Below are 16,627 nucleotides of genomic sequence, written 5' to 3'. Positions count from 1 at the left end.
GAGTATGCCGCACTGCAGCAGGGCGCGTCGCTAGCGTGCGGCTCCGAACAGCAGCAACAGCGCCAGCGCGCCCGCCGTCAGCAGCGCGGCCAGCAGCAGCCAGGGCCAGCGCCGCCAGGTGCGGGCGCGGGGCGTTCGCGCTTGCGTCTCGTCCTCGACCTCGAGCCCGATCCCGGCCGCCAGCGGCTTGGCCGTCGCGCCAGGGCCTTCCACCACGAACCGATGCTGGGCATCGAACACGAGCTGGTCGCCCGGCCGCAGCAATGCGTCGCGGACCGGCTGGCCGTTGAGCAGGCTGCCATCGGGCGTACCGAGGTCGCGCAGGACGATCTGCGCACCCACCTGGGACAGCTGAGCATGGCGCTCGGCGAACGCCGGGTCGTCGATCCGAATGTCCGCTTCGGCGGCGCTGCCCACCAGCCGCGGATGCTCCAGGGTGAAGCTGCGGCCGTGATGCTTGCCCCCCACCCCGCGCAGGACGACCCGGAGGTCTCCGGGCGGCGCCTGCAGGTCGGCGGGCAGTGCATCGTCGGGCAGCGCAATCGGCTGGTCGCGCGTCAGCACCATCTCTACGCCGTCCACGTACACCGCATCGCCGACCCGGAGCATGGCCATGCGCCGCACCCGGCGCCCGTTCACGTGCACGCTGCCCGCGCCTTCGGCGACCGCAAGCCAAACCCCGCGCCGGTCCAGGCAGAAGCGCACGATCGCATCGGCGTCGTCCGCCGCGGCATGCAGTCCTGCCGCATCGCGCGCGATCGCCTGCACGCCCTCGTGCAGCGACAACTCCGTGCCGTCTTCGGTGACTCGTAGCTTGAGGTTATCCACGCGGCGGGAATCTAGCACGCCGGGCCGCGGTCGGATGCTAGGCTTTGCCGATCACGCAAACGCAGAGACAGGCATGCCCGGCATCGACATCCGCCACCCTCACTCAATGCCGCTGCCCAAGGCCCGCAAGGCGGTGGAGGAAGTGGCCAAGAAGCTCGCGCAGCGCTTCGACATCGAATACGCCTGGGAAGGCGATACCCTGAGCTTCACCCGTTCGGGCGTGGACGGGAGGATCGCGCTCGCAGCTAAACACCTGCACGTCACCGCCCAGCTGGGCTTTCTGCTGTCGGCGCTGAAGGGGCCGATCGAAAGCGAAATCCGGCGGGTGCTGGGCGAACGCTTCAGCTGAGCCACCCGCTCAGCCCAGCAGCAGGCGTACCGCCAGCAGCAGCCAAAGGGCCCACAGTACGAAGGCGCCGGCCGCATAGACGTAGAAGCGGTCCATCACCTTGTTGTAGCCGCACTGGATCGCGCTGTGCACGACCCGCAGCGCCACGAACGTCCACGCCATCAGCACCACGGCCGTATCCACCAGGCCAGCCTGCGCGGCCAACGCCAGCGCCAGGTAGAACAGCACCGGCAATTCGAACAGGTTGCGGAAATTGTCCGCGGCGCGGCTGTCGGTAAGCCTCGCTGCCGCCTCGGCCGAAGTCGCCACCGACTGGGGGTGGATCCGCTCGCGCTTCATCTGCCCGATGCGCACGTAGTACATGCGAAACCAGACGGCACAGGTCAAAGCCGCCATTCCCACGGCGGGCCACCAGATTGCGTTGTTCATGGTCGCTCCCGGGATCCGGCGCCACTGCGGCGCGCCGGAACAATCATGCAGGCTGTCGCGCCAAAGTGGCGCTCCTACACAGGCGTCAGACCTGCCGCGCCAGCATCAGCTGCTTGATCTCGCCGATCGCCTTGGCCGGATTGAGGCCCTTGGGGCAGGTGCGCGCGCAGTTCATGATCGTGTGGCAGCGGTACAGCTTGAACGGGTCTTCAAGGTCGTCCAGACGTGCGCCGGTGTCCTCGTCGCGCGAGTCGATGATCCAGCGATAGGCCTGCAGCAGCACGGCCGGCCCGAGGTAGCGCTCCCCATTCCACCAGTAGCTCGGGCAGCTGGTGCTGCAACAGGCGCACAGGATGCATTCGTACAGGCCGTCCAGCTTCGCGCGATCTTCCTTCGACTGCAGGCGTTCGCGATCCGGCGGCGGCGCGCTCTGGGTGCGGATCCAGGGCTGGATCGATGCGTATTGCGCATAGAAATGGGTCAGGTCCGGGACCAGGTCCTTGACCACGTCCATGTGCGGCAGCGGATACACCGGAACCTCGCCCCTGCCCTTGCCGCAATCGTCGATCGCCTTGGTGCAGGCCAGGGTATTGGTGCCGTCGATGTTCATCGCGCACGAGCCGCAGATGCCCTCGCGGCAGGACCGGCGGAAGGTGAGCGTCGGATCGATCTCGTTCTTGATCTTGATCAGCGCGTCCAGGACCATCGGCCCGCACTTGTCCAGATCGACCTCGTAGGTGTCGGTGCGCGGGTTCTCGCCGTCCTCCGGATTCCAGCGGTAGACCTTGAACTCGCGCACGCGGGTCGCCCCGGCAGGCGCGGAGTAGCGCTTGCCCTTGTGGATCTTCGAGTGCTTGGGAAGGGTGAATTCGGCCATCGTGGAATCCGTCAGTAAACGCGCTTCTTCGGCGGCACCACGTCGACCTCGTCGTCGAGCGTGTACATGTGCACCGGGCGATAGTCGACCCGCGTATTGCCGTCATCGTCCAGCCAGCACAGCGTGTGCTTGTGCCAGTTGGCGTCGTCGCGCTCGGGGAAGTCCTCGCGCGCATGCGCGCCGCGGGATTCCTTGCGGTTTTCCGCGCCGGTGATGGTGACCTGCGCCTGGCCGAGCAGGTTCATCAGTTCGTAGGTCTCGATCAGATCCGAGTTCCAGATCAGCGATCGGTCGCTGACTTTGACTTCGGCAAACGACTCGCGGATCTCATGGATCTGGCGGACGCCTTCGGCCAGCGTTTCTTGGGTGCGGAACACCGCGGCATGGCTCTGCATCGAGCGCTGCATGCGGTCGCGGATCGTCGCGGTCGGCAGGCTGCCGTTCGAATTGCGCAGTTGGTCGAGCGTGGTGAGGGCCTTGTCTGCCGCATCGGCGGGCAGCGGCCGGTGCAACTCGCCCGGCCTGATGGTTTCGGCGCAGCGGTTGGCGACCGCGCGACCGAACACGACCAGGTCCAGCAGCGAGTTCGAACCGAGCCGGTTGGCACCATGCACCGACACGCAGGCCGCTTCGCCGATCGCGTACAGGCCGGGCACCACGGCATCGGGGTCGCCGTTCTTCAGCTGCACGACTTCGCCGTGGTAATTGGTCGGGATGCCGCCCATGTTGTAGTGCACGGTAGGGATCACCGGGATCGGCTGCTTGGTGACGTCGACGCCGGCGAAGATCCGCGCGCTCTCGGCGATGCCCGGCAGCTTCTCGTGGATGTCCTTCGGGTCGAGATGGGTCAGGTCGAGGTGGATGTGGTCCTTGTGCTCGCCGACACCGCGACCTTCGTTGATCTCGATGGTCATGGACCGGCTGACCACGTCACGCGAAGCGAGGTCCTTGGCGTTGGGCGCGTAGCGCTCCATGAAACGCTCGCCGTTGCTGTTGCGCAGGATGCCGCCTTCGCCGCGCACGCCTTCGGTGATCAGGCAGCCGGCGCCGTAGATGCCGGTGGGATGGAACTGCACGAATTCCATGTCCTGCAGGCCCAGCCCGGCACGCAGCACCATGCCACCGCCGTCGCCGGTGCAGGTATGGGCCGAGGTGCAGCTGAAATAGGCGCGACCATAACCGCCGGTCGCCAGGACCACGCCGTGTGCGCGGAACAGGTGCAGCGTGCCTTCGGCCATGTCCAGCGCGAGCACCCCACGGCATGCGCCGTCGGCGTCGAAGATCAGGTCGAGGGCGAAGTACTCGATGAAAAAGCGCGCATCGTGCTTCAGCGACTGCTGGTACAGCGTATGCAGCATCGCGTGGCCGGTACGGTCGGCCGCGGCGCAGGTGCGCTGCGCAGCCGGCCCTTCGCCGTAATGCGTGGTCATGCCGCCGAACGGACGCTGGTAGATGCGTCCGTCCTCCGTGCGCGAGAACGGAACCCCCTGGTGCTCGAGTTCGATCACCGCCGGGATCGCCTCGCGGCACATGTACTGGATCGCGTCCTGGTCCCCCAGCCAGTCCGAGCCCTTCACCGTGTCGTAGAAATGGAAGCGCCAGTCGTCCTCGCCCATGTTGCCCAGCGCCGCCGAGATGCCGCCCTGCGCCGCCACGGTATGCGAGCGCGTCGGGAACACCTTGCTGATGCAGGCGGTCTGCAGGCCCTTGTGGGCCAGGCCGAAGGTGGCGCGTAGCCCGGCGCCGCCGGCGCCGACCACGATCATGTCGTACTTGTGTTCGGTGATCTTGTAGGCAGAAGTCATGGGGCGATCATCAGCGCGATACGGCCGATGGCGTAGAGCGACGCGAGCGCGCCGACCACACAGGCCAGGATGACGAGGAACTGGAGGACGAGCTCGGTAGCGCGGGTGTGCACGTAATCCTCGATCACCACCTGCATCCCCATCTGCGCGTGCCAAAACAGCGCGACCACGAACACCGACAGCAGGATCGCGTTCCAGGGTTTGCCCAGCGCGAACTGCACGCTGGCCAGGTCCGCACCTACGAACGACACCAGCAGACCCACCAGCCACGGCACCAGCAGCGCCAGCACCACGGCGGTCACCCGTTGCCACCAGAAATGCGCCGTACCCGACTTCGCCGATCCCAACGCGCGCGCGCGCTGCATTGGATTGCGGTAGCGTCCGTTCGCGCTGCTCATGCGTTGCCTCCCAGCGCAGCCCACCAGATCAGGACGGTGAACACCACCGTCAACGCCGCCACCGCATAGCCGGACTTGTACACCTCGGGAATTTCGAAGCCCCAGCCGGCATCCCACAACAGATGGCGGATGCCATTGAGCAGGTGATAGACCAGCGCGAGCGAGAACCCGAACAGGAGCAGCTTGCCCCAGGGCGATGCCAGGCATTCGGCCGCGCGCAGAGCGGACTCGCCGCCGGTGGCCATGGCCATCAGCCACCACGCCAGCGCGAAGGCACCGACCGTCAGCACCATGCCGGAGACCCGGTGCAGGATCGACATGACCATGGTGATCTGCCAGCGGTAGACCTGCAGATGCGGCGACAGGGGACGTTGGTTGGCCATCGTGCGTTGGCTACTCTCGCTGGACGGCATGCGCCGTGTTGGCTGGGGCGGCATGGGGCCGCGATGGCTGGGGCGTCAGAAGTCGATGCAGCGGCCGTTCTTTTCCCAATCGCCGTAGCGAGTGGGCTCAGGGCCATCGCGGCCGCCGGTTTCCGGAACCCGCACAGGTACGGTTGCCGGCGCTGGAACGCTGGTTTCCGATGCTGCCGGTTCGGGCGAGGACTGGCCTTGGCCTAAGATGGACTTCTGTTGCACCGCGGAATTCTAGTCCCCACCCCCATGAGCGACAAGCCGCCACCCGCCTCCACCGGATCGTTTGCCCTGCCCGACCATGGCGTCATCAGCCTCACGGGGCGCGATGCCGTGGGTTTCGCGCAGGCGCAGACGATGAACGACGTCGCGGGGCTGACTGACGGGCAATGGCAGTGGAACGGCTGGCTGACCCCGAAAGGACGGGTGATCGCGCTGTTCGCCGTGCTGCGGCTGGATGCGCAAAGCCTGTGGCTGATCGTGCCCGATGTGGACGTGCGGGCGCTGGCAGCAGGTTTGCAGCGCTTCGTGTTCCGGAGCAAGGTCGTCATCGCTGCGCGCGATGACCTGTACGTGTCCGGTCGCTTCGGCGCGCCCGTGGCAGCGTCCGGCGCACGGCTTGCCGGAGATGTCGAACACGGCGTCGAAATGGACTTCGGCGGCGCGAGTGGCCCGCGCAGCGTGCGCATCGAGGGCGCGCCTGCTCCGACGGACGCAGAATCGCTTGCCCGCTGGCGCGCCTTCGATCTCCAGCATGGACTGCCACGGCTGGAGGCTTCACAGTCCGAACGCTGGACGCCGCAGCAACTCTCGCTCGAGCGCCTGCGCGCTTTCAGCGTCAAGAAGGGTTGCTATCCGGGCCAGGAAATCGTGGCACGGACCCATTTCCTCGGGCAGGCGAAGCGCGGGCTGGCGCTGCTGCGCGCGGAACAGCCCCTCGCGCCTGGCGACGCCGTCGCGCACGAAGGGGTCGAACTGGGCAACGTGATCAGCGCGGCGGATGCCATCGCGCTTGCGGTGCTGCCGCTGGAGCACCCGCAACCTCTGCGGACACATGGCCTGTCGTTGCAACACGAAGCGCTGCGGGAAGGTTTGGCCCGCTAGCCGTCGCGCATCGTCGGAAACGCTTCTTCCAGGCTCTGCACGACTCCGCAGAAGCTCGGGTCGTAGCCCGGGATAAGCGCGAGTTCACGCCGGAACGCCGGATCGCGCAGGATTTCGAGCACGCCATCGATGCGCCCGCCTTCCAGACCGGCGCCATCGCACAGGAAGAAGTACTGCTCGGTCGCCAGCGGAATGAAATCGAGCCCGTAGCGCCGCGCCGGCGGCTCCAGCGCCAAGCCGACATCGGCCAGCCCGCTGGCCACATTCGCGGCCACGGCAGCATGGGTCAGCTCTTCCATGCCGACGCCGGCGACATCAGCCGGCGACATGCCCTCGCGCCGCAGCAGGCATTCGAGCAGGAGCCGCGTGCCGGAGCCGGGCTGGCGATGGATGAAGCGCACGTCGCCACGCACCAGATCGGCCACGCCATGGATCCCGCGCGGATTGCCTGGCGCCACCACCAGCCCCTGACGGCGCATCGCAAGGTGGACCACGCGGTCGGTCCGCGGGCGCAGGCGATCCCGGTAATGGGCCAGCACCGGTGCCTGCAGCTCTCCGATCGGCAGATGCAGGCCGCCCAGTTCGCAGGCGCCGGCGCGCAGCGCGGTGAGCGCTTCGTCCGGGCTGCGGTATTTGAGGTCGAGGGGACGGTCGCCCGCCGCCATCGCCCGGCGCAGGGCTTCCACGCCGAAGCCATGCGAAGCCTGCAGGCGCACGGGCGCCGCATGCAGGCTCAGGCTGCGCTCCAGTTCCGACTCCAGTTCGGCCGCCAGGCTGTCCAGGGTCGGAGACAGACGGGCGGCGATCCGGCGGTCGGCCCAGACCAGACGCTCGCCCAGCGGCGAAAGCACGGCGCCGCGGCCGCGCGCCGCGCGCACCAGCGGGACGCCGAACATCGCCTCCCCCTGCTGCAGCAACCCCCACGCGTAGCGATACGACAGGCCGACCTGGCGGCAGGCAGCCGCAAGCGATGCGTTTCCGTGCACGGCTACCAGCAGTTCCACCAGCCTCGGCGGCAGGCTGCGTCCCTGGGCGGTCTGCACGTCCCAGGCGGGACGCAGGGTGACCTTGTACATCCAGCCCTCCGGAATGTTGCGAGGCAGCGCCGTTGTATTCGGCTTCTGGAAGCATAACCTGCCGCGTCACCGACGCTGCCTTACGGCCGGATCTGGTCTACTCTGCGCCTGGATCGCCGCCCGCAGCTATGTGCTGCAATACATAGGCACGACGGCAGGAGCGCGCATGAAAACAGGCCAGGGCAAACGCGGCCGGCACGCCGAATCGAATACCGAGACCGTGCCCCTGCTGGAGCCCGCACATCGGGCCGCGGTCGACGCCGCGATCGAGACCCATCGCGATCGCGCGGGTGCCCTGCTCCCGATCCTGCACCACGTGCAGGCCGCGTTGGGCCATGTGCCCGACGGCGCCGTGGCGCCGATCGCGGACGCCCTGCGCCTGACCCGTGCCGATGTGCACGGCGTCATCAGCTTCTATCACGACTTCCGCCGCGCCCCGGCGGGGCGGCACGTGCTCAGGCTGTGCCAGGCCGAAGCCTGTCAGGCGATGGGCGCGCGCCAATTGCAGGCACATGCCCGGCGCCGTCTGGGATTGCCCGACGGCACCCACGACACCGCCGATGGTCGCTTCACCCTGGAACCGGTCTACTGCCTGGGCAACTGCGCCCTGTCGCCGTCGCTGCTGCTGGACGGCGAGTTGTACGGTCGCGTGACACCCGAGCGCCTCGATGCGCTCGTCGCCTCCTGCAACACGGAGGTCGCATGAGCGCCTTGCGCGTATACCTGCCGCGGGACGCGTCCGCGATGGCCATGGGTGCCGGTCGTGTGGCGCAGGCCTTGGAACGCGAAGCCGCAGCGCGCGGCATCGAACTCAGCCTGGTCCGCAACGGCTCGCGCGGGCTGCTATGGCTGGAACCGCTGGTGGAAGTCGAAACCGCGGACGCGCGCATTGCGTACGGCCCGGTGGCCGAAGCCGACATTCCAGCCCTGTTCGACGCATGGACGGGCGATGACGCGCATCCGCTGCGCCTGGGCGATATCGAGTCCCATCCCTACTTCGCCCGCCAGCAGCGCGTGACCTTCCGCCGCGTCGGCCTGATCGATCCGGTGGATGCGAACGCCTATGCCGCGCACGGCGGCTGGAGCGGACTACGTGCGGCGCTGACCATGGCGCCAGCCGGGATCGTGCAGGCGGTGACCGATTCCGGCCTGCGCGGCCGCGGCGGCGCGGCCTTCCCCACCGGGATCAAGTGGAAGACCGTGCTCGATGCGCCCGCGCAGCAGAAATACATCGTCTGCAATGCCGACGAGGGCGACAGCGGCACCTTCAGCGACCGCATGCTGATGGAAGGCGATCCTTACTCGCTGATCGAAGGAATGATCATCTCCGGCCTGGCCGTTGGCGCGGATCGGGGCTATGTGTACCTGCGCAGCGAGTATCCGCATGCGAGACAGGTACTGGAGGAAGCCATCGCCAACGCCACTGCGGCCGGCTACCTGGGCGTGGACATCGCCGGTTCCGGCCGCCGATTCGACCTGGAACTGCGCATCGGCGCGGGCGCCTATATCTGCGGCGAGGAAACCGCGCTGCTCGACAGCCTGGAAGGCAAGCGCGGACAGGTCCGCTTCAAGCCGCCACTGCCGGCGATCGAGGGTCTGTTCGGTCAACCGACCGTGATCAACAACGTCATCACCCTGGCCTCGGTGCCGATGATCCTGGCCGATGGCGCCGCGGCCTACCAGACGTACGGGACCGGGCGTTCGCGCGGCACGCTGCCGCTACAGCTGGCCGGCAACATCAAATACGGCGGCCTGTTCGAGGCGCCCTTCGGCATCTCTCTGCGCGAGCTGATCGAGGACATCGGCGGCGGTACGTATTCGGGTCGCCCGATCCGCGCGGTGCAGGTGGGCGGGCCGCTCGGCGCCTACCTGCCGCTGTCGCAGCTGGATACTCCGGTCGACTACGAGGCCTTCGCCGCGCTCGGTGCCATGTTGGGCCACGGCGGCATCGTGGTGTTCGACGACAGCGTCGACATGGCCGAACAGGCGCGCTATGCGATGGAATTCTGCGCGATCGAATCCTGCGGCAAATGCACGCCCTGCCGGATCGGTTCGGTCCGCGGCGTCGAGGTCATCGACCGCATGCTCGCCGGCGTCGAACCGGAACGCAACGACGCACTGCTGCGCGACCTGTGCGAAACCATGACCCAGGGCTCGCTGTGCGCGATGGGCGGGCTCACGCCGCTGCCCGTGCTGAGCGCGCTCAACCATTTTCCCGAAGACTTCGCGCGCGCGTCGCGCCAGGTCGCTGCCTGACGGCAGGAGGTCCACCATGCGTTCGATCGCCGAAGCCGATTACGGCACGCCCAACCCGCAGCTGGTCCAGCTCGAACCGCTGCGCCGCGTGCGCGTGCAGATCGATGACCGCATGATCGAGGTACCCGAAGGCACCTCGGTACTGCGCGCGGCGGCGCTGGCCGGCACGTCCATTCCCAAGCTTTGCGCGACCGACGCGCTCGAAGCATTCGGCTCGTGCCGGCTGTGCCTGGTCGAGATCGAGGGCCGCAAGGGCTATCCGGCCTCGTGCACCACGCCGGTGACCGAGGGCATGCAGGTGCGGACCCAGACGCCCAAGCTGGCGCAGCTGCGTCGCGGAGTGATGGAGCTCTACATTTCCGACCATCCGCTGGACTGCCTCACCTGCCCTGCGAACGGCCATTGCGAGCTGCAGGACATGGCCGGTGCGGTCGGCCTGCGCGAGGTGCGCTATGGCTACGACGGCGCCAATCACGTCTATGCCAAGTCCACGGACGGCGCGCACAACCCGCTGTTCGCGGACAAGGACACGTCCAACCCGTATTTCACCTTCGATCCATCCAAGTGCATCGTCTGCTCGCGCTGCGTGCGCGCCTGCGACGAGGTGCAGGGCACGTTTGCGCTCACCATCCAGGGCCGCGGCTTCGCTTCCAAGGTATCCGCCAGCCAGGACCAATCATTTCTCGAATCGGAATGCGTCAGCTGCGGCGCCTGCGTGCAGGCATGTCCGACGGCCACGCTGACGGAGCGCTCGCTGGTCGAAATAGGCCAGGCCGAGCACAGCATCGTCACCACTTGCGCCTATTGCGGCGTGGGCTGCTCGTTCCGCGCCGAGATGCGCGGACAGGAACTGGTGCGCATGGTCCCCAACGCCGACGGACATGCCAACCACGGCCATTCCTGCGTCAAGGGTCGCTTCGCGCTGGGCTATGCCACCCATCCGGACCGCATTACCACGCCGATGATCCGCGACAGGATCACCGACCCATGGCGCGTGGTGAGCTGGGAAGCAGCCATCGCCCATGCCGCGTCGGAGTTTAAGCGCATCCAGGCCAAGTACGGAAAATTCTCTGTGGGTGGCATCACCTCATCGCGCTGCACCAACGAGGAAACCTACCTGGTACAGAAGCTGGTACGCGCCGCCTTCGGCAACAACAATGTCGATACCTGCGCGCGGGTCTGCCATTCTCCGACCGGCTATGGCCTGAAGCAGACCCTGGGCGAATCCGCGGGCACCCAGGATTTCGATTCGGTGCGCTACGCCGATGTGATGCTGGTCATCGGCGCCAACCCCACCGACGGGCATCCGGTGTTCGCCTCGGCCATGCGCAAGCGGCTGCGCGAGGGCGCCCGCCTGATCGTGGTCGATCCACGCCGCATCGACCTGCTCAAGACTCCACACGGCAGCCCGGGCATCCACCTCAAGCTGCGGCCCGGCACCAACGTGGCCATGCTCAATGCGCTGGCGCATGTGATCGTGACCGAAGGGCTGGTGGCCGAGGACTTCGTCGCCGCACGCTGCGATGCCGCCGCGTTCGAGCAGTGGCGCGCGTTCGTGGCAGATCCGGCGCATTCGCCCGAAGCGATGGAAGCCGAGCTGGGTGTGGCTGCCACGGCCATCCGCGACGCGGCCCGGCTGTACGCCACCGGCGGCAATGCGGCGATCTATTACGGCCTGGGCGTGACCGAACATTCGCAGGGTTCCACCGCGGTGATGGGCATCGCCAACCTGGCCATGGCCACGGGCAACATCGGCCGCCCCGGCGTGGGTGTGAATCCGCTGCGCGGCCAGAACAACGTGCAGGGCAGCTGCGACATGGGCAGCTTCCCGCACGAACTGCCCGGCTACCGGCACGTTTCCGACACGCCGGTGCGCGAAGCCTTCGAGCGGCGCTGGGGCGTGCCGTTGCACGCCGAACCCGGCCTGCGCATTCCCAATATGTTCGACGCCGCCCTGGATGGCAGTTTCAAGGGCCTGTACATCCAGGGCGAGGACCTGGCCCAGAGCGATCCCAATACCCAGCACGTGACCGCTGCGCTGGGCGCCATGGAATGCGTCGTGGTACAGGACCTGTTCCTCAACGAGACCGCCAAGTTCGCGCACGTGTTCCTGCCCGGCAGCAGCTTCATGGAGAAGGACGGCACCTTCACCAACGCCGAGCGCCGGATCTCGCCGGTGCGCCAGCTGATGGCGCCGCGTGCGCGCTACGCAGACTGGGAAGTGACCCAGCTGCTGTCCAATGCGCTCGGCTACCCCATGCACTATGCGCATCCGGGCGAGATCATGGATGAGATCGCCAGCCTCACGCCGACCTTCAGTGGCGTGAGCTTCGACCTGCTCGACCGCGTGGGCAGCGTGCAGTGGCCCTGCAACGACGCGCATCCGCAGGGCTCGCCGACCATGCACGTCGATACGTTCGTCCGCGGCAAGGGCAACTTCATGCTCACGCCCTATGTGCCCACCCGCGAGAAGATCACTCCGCGCTATCCGCTGCTGCTGACCACCGGGCGCATCCTCAGCCAGTACAACGTGGGCGCGCAGACCCGGCGCACGGCAAACGTGGTCTGGCACGACGAGGACCGCCTGGAGCTGCACCCGCACGACGCCGAGGAGCGCGGCATCGCCGAGGGCGACTGGGTGGGCGTGGAAAGCCGTGCGGGTGACACCGTGCTGCGCGCGCGCATCACCGACCGGGTCCAGCCCGGCGTGGTCTACACCACGTTCCACTTCCCCGAATCCGGCGCCAACGTCATCACCACCGAGAATTCCGACTGGGCCACCAACTGCCCGGAATACAAGGTGACCGCGGTGCAGGTCACGCGCGTCAGCCAGCCATCGGAATGGCAGCGCCGCTTCCACGCATTCGCCGACCTGCAGGAGTCGCTGTTGCCGCACGACACCGTCGTCACGCATCCGGAAATCGCCGGACGCTGATGGCCCGGCCCGACCCTCTTGCCATCCCAGCGCCTGCCGGAAGCGCACAGCGCCAGGTCGTGCGCGTGCGCAACGGGCGGGTGCGGCGGTACGTGGACGACGTGGCCGAGGAAATGCCCGTTGCCTTCGTGATCAATGAGGCGCCGTTCGCGGTAATGATGGCTACACCGGCGGATCTGGAGGACTTCGCGCTCGGCTTCATGCTGAGCGAAGGCATCGTGGACGATGCGGGCGAGGTCGAATTGCTCGGCAGCGAACAACTGCTGGAAGGCATCGAAATTCGCCTGCGCATTCCCACGCAATACGCGGAGGCGCTCGAGCGCCGACGGCGTTCGCTCAGCGGTCGCAGCGGATGCGGGCTGTGCGGCAGCGAACTGCTCGAAGCCGCACTGCGCCGGCCCGAAGCGGTGGGCGAAGGCGTCGCAGTCACGGCGGCCGCCTTGCGGCGGGCCCTGCGCGGACTGCATGCCCTGCAGGGGCTGGCGCGATTGACCGGGGCGACGCATGCGGCCGCCTGGGCCGATTCCGACGGCCAGGTGCGCCTGGTCCGCGAGGATGTCGGCCGGCATAACGCGCTCGACAAGCTGATTGGCGCCATGTTCCGCGCTGGCGAGAATCCGCAGGCGGGCTTCGCCGTGGTCACCAGCCGCGCCAGCTATGAGATGGCGATGAAGGCTGCGTCCGCCGGCATCGCGCTGCTGGCCGCCGTCTCCGCACCCACCGCACTCGCGATCTCGCTCGCCGAAGCCTGCAACCTCACGCTCGTGGGCTTCGCTCGCGAGGACGGCCATGCCGTGTACACCCACCCGCGCCGCATGCCGATGGAGCCCACCGCTTGAATCCGCAACGCCTGGTCGACATGGCCAATGACATCGCCGCCAACCTGTCCGCAAACCCGGACCATGCCACTGCGGTCGAAACCATGGTCGTGCACCTGCAGCGGTTCTGGGAGCCGGGGATGCGCCAGGCGATCGTCCGCCACCTGCATGCCGGTGGCGACGGGCTGGGGCCGCTGGCCCGCGACGCGATTGCCGCCCTCGCATTTCGCCTCGAACAATCCGCGCCACCCACGGCGCGCGGCGCCAGCGATGCGGGCTGAGCCCGCAGCAGTTCAGGCCACCCAGGCCGCGAACCCGTCCATCCAGCCCTGCAGGAACTTGCGCGTACCAGCGTCGGCGATACCGCCTTCGGCGTCGAAGAATCCGTCCTTGACGTGGAGGAAGACCTCCGGCTGGCCAAGCGTGGCGACGTCCAGGTAGGCAAGGACATTGCGCAGATGCTGCTGCGCGCATGCCGTGCCCACCGCTCCGATCGATGCGCCGATCACGCCGGCGCGCTTGCCGGCGAAGGCGCTATGACCGTACGGCCGCGAACCGATGTCGATGGCGTTCTTGAGCACGCCGGGAATCGACCGGTTGTATTCCGGGGTGACGAACAGCAGCGCATCCACGGCTTTGATCCGGGCCTTCAGCTGCTGGTAGATTTCCGGATAGGCTTCGTCGAAATCCTGGTTGTACAGCGGCAGATCGTCGATCCTCAGGTGATCGAAGACGAAGTCCGCGGGCGCAAGGGTTTCCAGCGCCCGCGCCAGCCGGCGGTTGATCGACTCCTTGCGCAGGCTGCCGACCAGGACGGCGATCTTCGTGGTTGCCATGACATGGGTCCCGTGCTGGAAAGGCAGCAGCTTCGCGCATCCGCCGTTGCAGTGGCGTCAAACGGCGATCCAAGCCCGCTGGAAACAGGTAGGAGCGGCGCAAGCCGCGAGCTTTTCTCTTGGGACGCGAGAGCTCGCGACTGACGTCGCTCCCACGGGACCGAGCCGTCAGGCCAGCGAATCGGCCGCGGCCACGATCTCCTCTTCCGAGGGAATCACCAAGAAGGCCGCGCCAGCCAGCGGGGTGAAAGTGTCGGCGCCCACCACGCGCCTGAACGGACGCGCGCCGTAGCCGCCCTCCACCACCGCGGTGATGATGCCCTCGCCCACACCCGCGCTGCGACGGCCTTCGTCGACGATCAGGATCCGCTTCGCCGTTGCCGCCTGCTCGCGGATGTAGGCGTCGTTGAGCGGCACCAGCCAGCGCAGATCGACGACGCGGGTTTTCCAGCCGTGCTTGCGCTCGATGGCGCGCGCGGCGCGCAGGCTCATCGGCACGCCGTTGCCGAAGGTGAAGATAACCAGATCGTCGCCTTCCCCATACACCCTGCCCTCGCCCAGCGTCATCGCCTGGTCCGGCTCGGGATACTCGGTCAGCCAGCCGCCGTCGCCGGCTTCGTACAGGTCCTTGGCCATGTACAGCGCGATCGGCTCCAAGAATGCGCACACACGCCCGTCCACCTTGGCCAGCGCGGCGAGCGTGCGCAGCATCATCGCAGCGTCGTCGCCGCGACTGGGGCAGCCCACCACGAGGCCGGGGATGTCGCGCAGCGCGGTGATCGAATTGTCGTTGTGGAAATGCCCGCCGAACCCGCGCTGGTAGCCGAGCGACGCGATCCGCATCACCATCGGATTGCGGTACTGGCCATTGCTGAAGAACTGCAGGCTCGCCGCCTCGCCGCGAATCTGGTCGCAGGCGTTGTGAAAATAGGCCAGGTACTGGATCTCCGGCAAGGGCAGCATGCCCATGTTGGCGTAACCCTGCGCCAGACCGAGGATGATCGTTTCATCCAGTAGCGTGTTGAACACGCGTTTGTTGCCGAAGGCCTTGTGCAGGCCCTTGGTCACCGTATAGACGCCGCCCTTCTGGGCCACGTCCTCGCCGAACAGCAACGCTTCGGGATATTTGCAGAACAGATCGTGCAGGGCCTGGTTGATCTGGATGGCGAGGTGCTTCGGCGCCTGCTTCTCGGGGAGCCTGTCTTCCCCGCCGAATACGGCCAGGCGCCGCTGCGCGTAATCGAAGCGCTCCGCTTCGGCCCTGACCTGGTCCGGCGTGTACGGCGCCAGTGGCGCCATCACCTCTTCGAGTGAGGCCAGGCGTGGCCGCTTGTCGGCATCTTCTGCGGCGACGAAGCACTTGCGCCGCGTGTCCTCATACAGCGCCAGGATCTCGTCCTTGGACATCAGGCCGGATTCGAGCGCGATCGCCGCGCTGCGCAGCAACGGGTCGGTCGCCTCCACCGCGCACAGCTCCTCGAGGCTGCGCCATTCGATCTCGAAGTCGGTGCCGGCGTGGCCCATGATCCGGGTCGTTCGGAGGTGCAGGAAGGTCGGCCTACGCGTGCGCCGGCAATGATCGACCGCGCGCTGCACGTCGGCATAGCCCTGCGCGAGATCGAGGCCATCGGCATGGAAATAGTCCAGGTCGGCGCGGTCGCGGAAGTTGCGTCCGATCCAGCCGTCCGGCGTCTTGACCGAAATGCCGATGCCGTTGTCCTCGCACACGAACAGGACCGGGGCCGGCAGCTTCTGGTAGGCGGTCCACGCCGCGGCGTTGAAAGCCGTCTGCGCGGTGGCATGGTTGCTGGACGCGTCGCCGAACGAGCAGATTGCGATGCTGTCGTCGGGGATCGGCAATGCGTGGCCGATCCTGCGCGCCTGTTCGATCGCCACCGCGGTGCCAAAGGCCTTGGGCAGGTGCGAGGCGATGGTGGAGGTCTGCGGCAGCACCCACAGCGGCTTGCTGCCCCACACCTTGTGGCGCCCGCCGCTGGCCGGGTCGTCCTTGCTGGCGGCGAACGACAGCGCGGAATCCATGATCGGGTCGAGCTTCTGACCAGCCTGTGCCGGCAGCTTGCGGAAACGCTCGGCCATGAACCCGCCGCTGCGGTAGTGCAGGAAGGCCGGATCGGTGTGGCGGGTGAGTCGCGCCACCATCGCATTGCCTTCGTGCCCGGACGAACCGATGGTGTAGAAGACCTTGTTCTGCACCCGCAGCACTCGCGCCATCAGATCGAGATGACGCGAGATCAATTGCGATTCGAACAGTTCGCGGAACCCGCGCGCATCGAGCGCGCTGCCATTGAGGATGGGTTCGTCCGGCGCCGGCTTTGCATCGACGCGTCCGCTCCAGTCGCGCACGAATTCCTGGAAGTTGACGTCGCAGATCTCGGCGCGGTTGAGTCCGCGCATGCGGGCGGGGATGGTGCTGCTGGTATTCACAAGTTGGCTCGACTGAAAGGGAACCGTTCGTCCTGAGCGTAGGCGTGCAGCGCCGGAG

Annotated in this window: 17 protein-coding genes; 7 read left to right on the top strand and 10 right to left on the bottom strand. The window is 67.4% G+C overall.

Translation table 11 applies throughout. From position 1 onward, the window contains the following. Positions 1-30: 30 nt before the first annotated feature. On the bottom strand, positions 31-828 hold the full coding sequence (locus MC380_RS03735) for an FHA domain-containing protein (protein WP_242103981.1): 798 nt from the start codon (positions 826-828) through the stop codon (positions 31-33). A gap of 73 nt (positions 829-901) precedes the next feature. On the opposite strand from MC380_RS03735, the gene MC380_RS03730 reads away from it, so the two are divergent. Further along, positions 902-1,177 (top strand): polyhydroxyalkanoic acid system family protein, encoded by a 276-nt coding sequence (locus tag MC380_RS03730; protein ID WP_242103982.1) that lies wholly within the window; start codon positions 902-904, stop codon positions 1,175-1,177. Positions 1,178-1,186: 9 nt separating this feature from the next. Here the strand turns inward: MC380_RS03730 and MC380_RS03725 are convergent, their stop codons facing one another. The 6 genes from MC380_RS03725 to MC380_RS03700 all read right to left on the bottom strand — a co-directional run bounded on the left by MC380_RS03725 (position 1,187) and on the right by MC380_RS03700 (position 5,324). Further along, the gene (locus MC380_RS03725) at positions 1,187-1,606 is read right to left on the bottom strand and encodes an MAPEG family protein (protein ID WP_242103983.1); all 420 of its coding nucleotides are present in this window, start codon (positions 1,604-1,606) and stop codon (positions 1,187-1,189) included. Between the two features lie 85 nt (positions 1,607-1,691). Next, positions 1,692-2,483 (bottom strand): succinate dehydrogenase iron-sulfur subunit, encoded by a 792-nt coding sequence (locus MC380_RS03720; RefSeq protein WP_242163122.1) that lies wholly within the window; start codon positions 2,481-2,483, stop codon positions 1,692-1,694. A gap of 11 nt (positions 2,484-2,494) precedes the next feature. Further along, the gene (sdhA, locus tag MC380_RS03715; protein ID WP_242163120.1) at positions 2,495-4,288 is read right to left on the bottom strand and encodes a succinate dehydrogenase flavoprotein subunit; all 1,794 of its coding nucleotides are present in this window, start codon (positions 4,286-4,288) and stop codon (positions 2,495-2,497) included. Continuing rightward, positions 4,285-4,686 (bottom strand): succinate dehydrogenase, hydrophobic membrane anchor protein, encoded by a 402-nt coding sequence (gene sdhD, locus MC380_RS03710; protein WP_242163119.1) that lies wholly within the window; start codon positions 4,684-4,686, stop codon positions 4,285-4,287. The genes sdhA and sdhD overlap by 4 nt, the downstream gene beginning before the upstream one ends. Further along, positions 4,683-5,069, bottom strand: a complete 387-nt coding sequence (gene sdhC / locus MC380_RS03705; RefSeq protein WP_242163118.1) for a succinate dehydrogenase, cytochrome b556 subunit — start codon at positions 5,067-5,069, stop codon at positions 4,683-4,685. The genes sdhD and sdhC overlap by 4 nt, the downstream gene beginning before the upstream one ends. A gap of 75 nt (positions 5,070-5,144) precedes the next feature. Next, the gene (locus MC380_RS03700; RefSeq protein ID WP_343223526.1) at positions 5,145-5,324 is read right to left on the bottom strand and encodes a succinate dehydrogenase assembly factor 4; all 180 of its coding nucleotides are present in this window, start codon (positions 5,322-5,324) and stop codon (positions 5,145-5,147) included. Positions 5,325-5,348: 24 nt separating this feature from the next. Here MC380_RS03700 and MC380_RS03695 point away from each other — a divergent pair, with 24 nt between their 5' ends. Further along, the gene (locus MC380_RS03695; protein WP_242163116.1) at positions 5,349-6,203 is read left to right on the top strand and encodes a folate-binding protein; all 855 of its coding nucleotides are present in this window, start codon (positions 5,349-5,351) and stop codon (positions 6,201-6,203) included. Here MC380_RS03695 and MC380_RS03690 read toward each other — a convergent pair. Continuing rightward, positions 6,200-7,279, bottom strand: a complete 1,080-nt coding sequence (locus MC380_RS03690; protein ID WP_242103989.1) for a substrate-binding domain-containing protein — start codon at positions 7,277-7,279, stop codon at positions 6,200-6,202. The genes MC380_RS03695 and MC380_RS03690 overlap by 4 nt on opposite strands. Positions 7,280-7,445: 166 nt before the next feature. On the opposite strand from MC380_RS03690, the gene MC380_RS03685 reads away from it, so the two are divergent. The 5 genes from MC380_RS03685 to MC380_RS03665 are packed head-to-tail and all read left to right on the top strand — an operon-like array spanning position 7,446 to position 13,569. Further along, the gene (locus MC380_RS03685) at positions 7,446-7,985 is read left to right on the top strand and encodes a formate dehydrogenase subunit gamma (RefSeq protein ID WP_242163115.1); all 540 of its coding nucleotides are present in this window, start codon (positions 7,446-7,448) and stop codon (positions 7,983-7,985) included. Beyond that, positions 7,982-9,535: an NADH-quinone oxidoreductase subunit NuoF gene (locus tag MC380_RS03680; protein WP_242103991.1), complete on the top strand. Its 1,554-nt coding sequence runs from the start codon at positions 7,982-7,984 to the stop codon at positions 9,533-9,535. The genes MC380_RS03685 and MC380_RS03680 overlap by 4 nt, the downstream gene beginning before the upstream one ends. 16 nt (positions 9,536-9,551) lie before the next feature. Continuing rightward, a complete protein-coding gene (gene fdhF / locus MC380_RS03675; protein WP_242163114.1) occupies positions 9,552-12,470 on the top strand; it encodes a formate dehydrogenase subunit alpha in 2,919 nt (972 codons plus the stop codon). Next, positions 12,470-13,309 (top strand): formate dehydrogenase accessory sulfurtransferase FdhD, encoded by an 840-nt coding sequence (gene fdhD / locus MC380_RS03670; RefSeq protein WP_242103993.1) that lies wholly within the window; start codon positions 12,470-12,472, stop codon positions 13,307-13,309. The genes fdhF and fdhD overlap by 1 nt, the downstream gene beginning before the upstream one ends. Beyond that, positions 13,306-13,569, top strand: coding sequence for a formate dehydrogenase subunit delta (locus tag MC380_RS03665; protein WP_242103994.1), 264 nt, complete (start codon positions 13,306-13,308; stop codon positions 13,567-13,569). Before fdhD ends, MC380_RS03665 begins: the two co-directional genes overlap by 4 nt. Positions 13,570-13,581: 12 nt before the next feature. On the opposite strand, the gene MC380_RS03660 is transcribed toward MC380_RS03665, so the two are convergent. Then, the gene (locus MC380_RS03660) at positions 13,582-14,124 is read right to left on the bottom strand and encodes an NAD(P)H-dependent oxidoreductase (RefSeq protein ID WP_242163112.1); all 543 of its coding nucleotides are present in this window, start codon (positions 14,122-14,124) and stop codon (positions 13,582-13,584) included. Between the two features lie 168 nt (positions 14,125-14,292). Then, a complete protein-coding gene (locus MC380_RS03655) occupies positions 14,293-16,539 on the bottom strand; it encodes a thiamine pyrophosphate-dependent enzyme (protein WP_242163422.1) in 2,247 nt (748 codons plus the stop codon). Between the last annotated feature and the right edge of the window lie 88 nt (positions 16,540-16,627).

This window comes from Lysobacter sp. M15 (assembly GCF_022662515.1).
GTDB lineage: Bacteria > Pseudomonadota > Gammaproteobacteria > Xanthomonadales > Xanthomonadaceae > JAKPBU01.
Note: the sequence above shows the minus strand (reverse complement) of the source record. Positions and strands in the feature narration are given on the sequence as shown.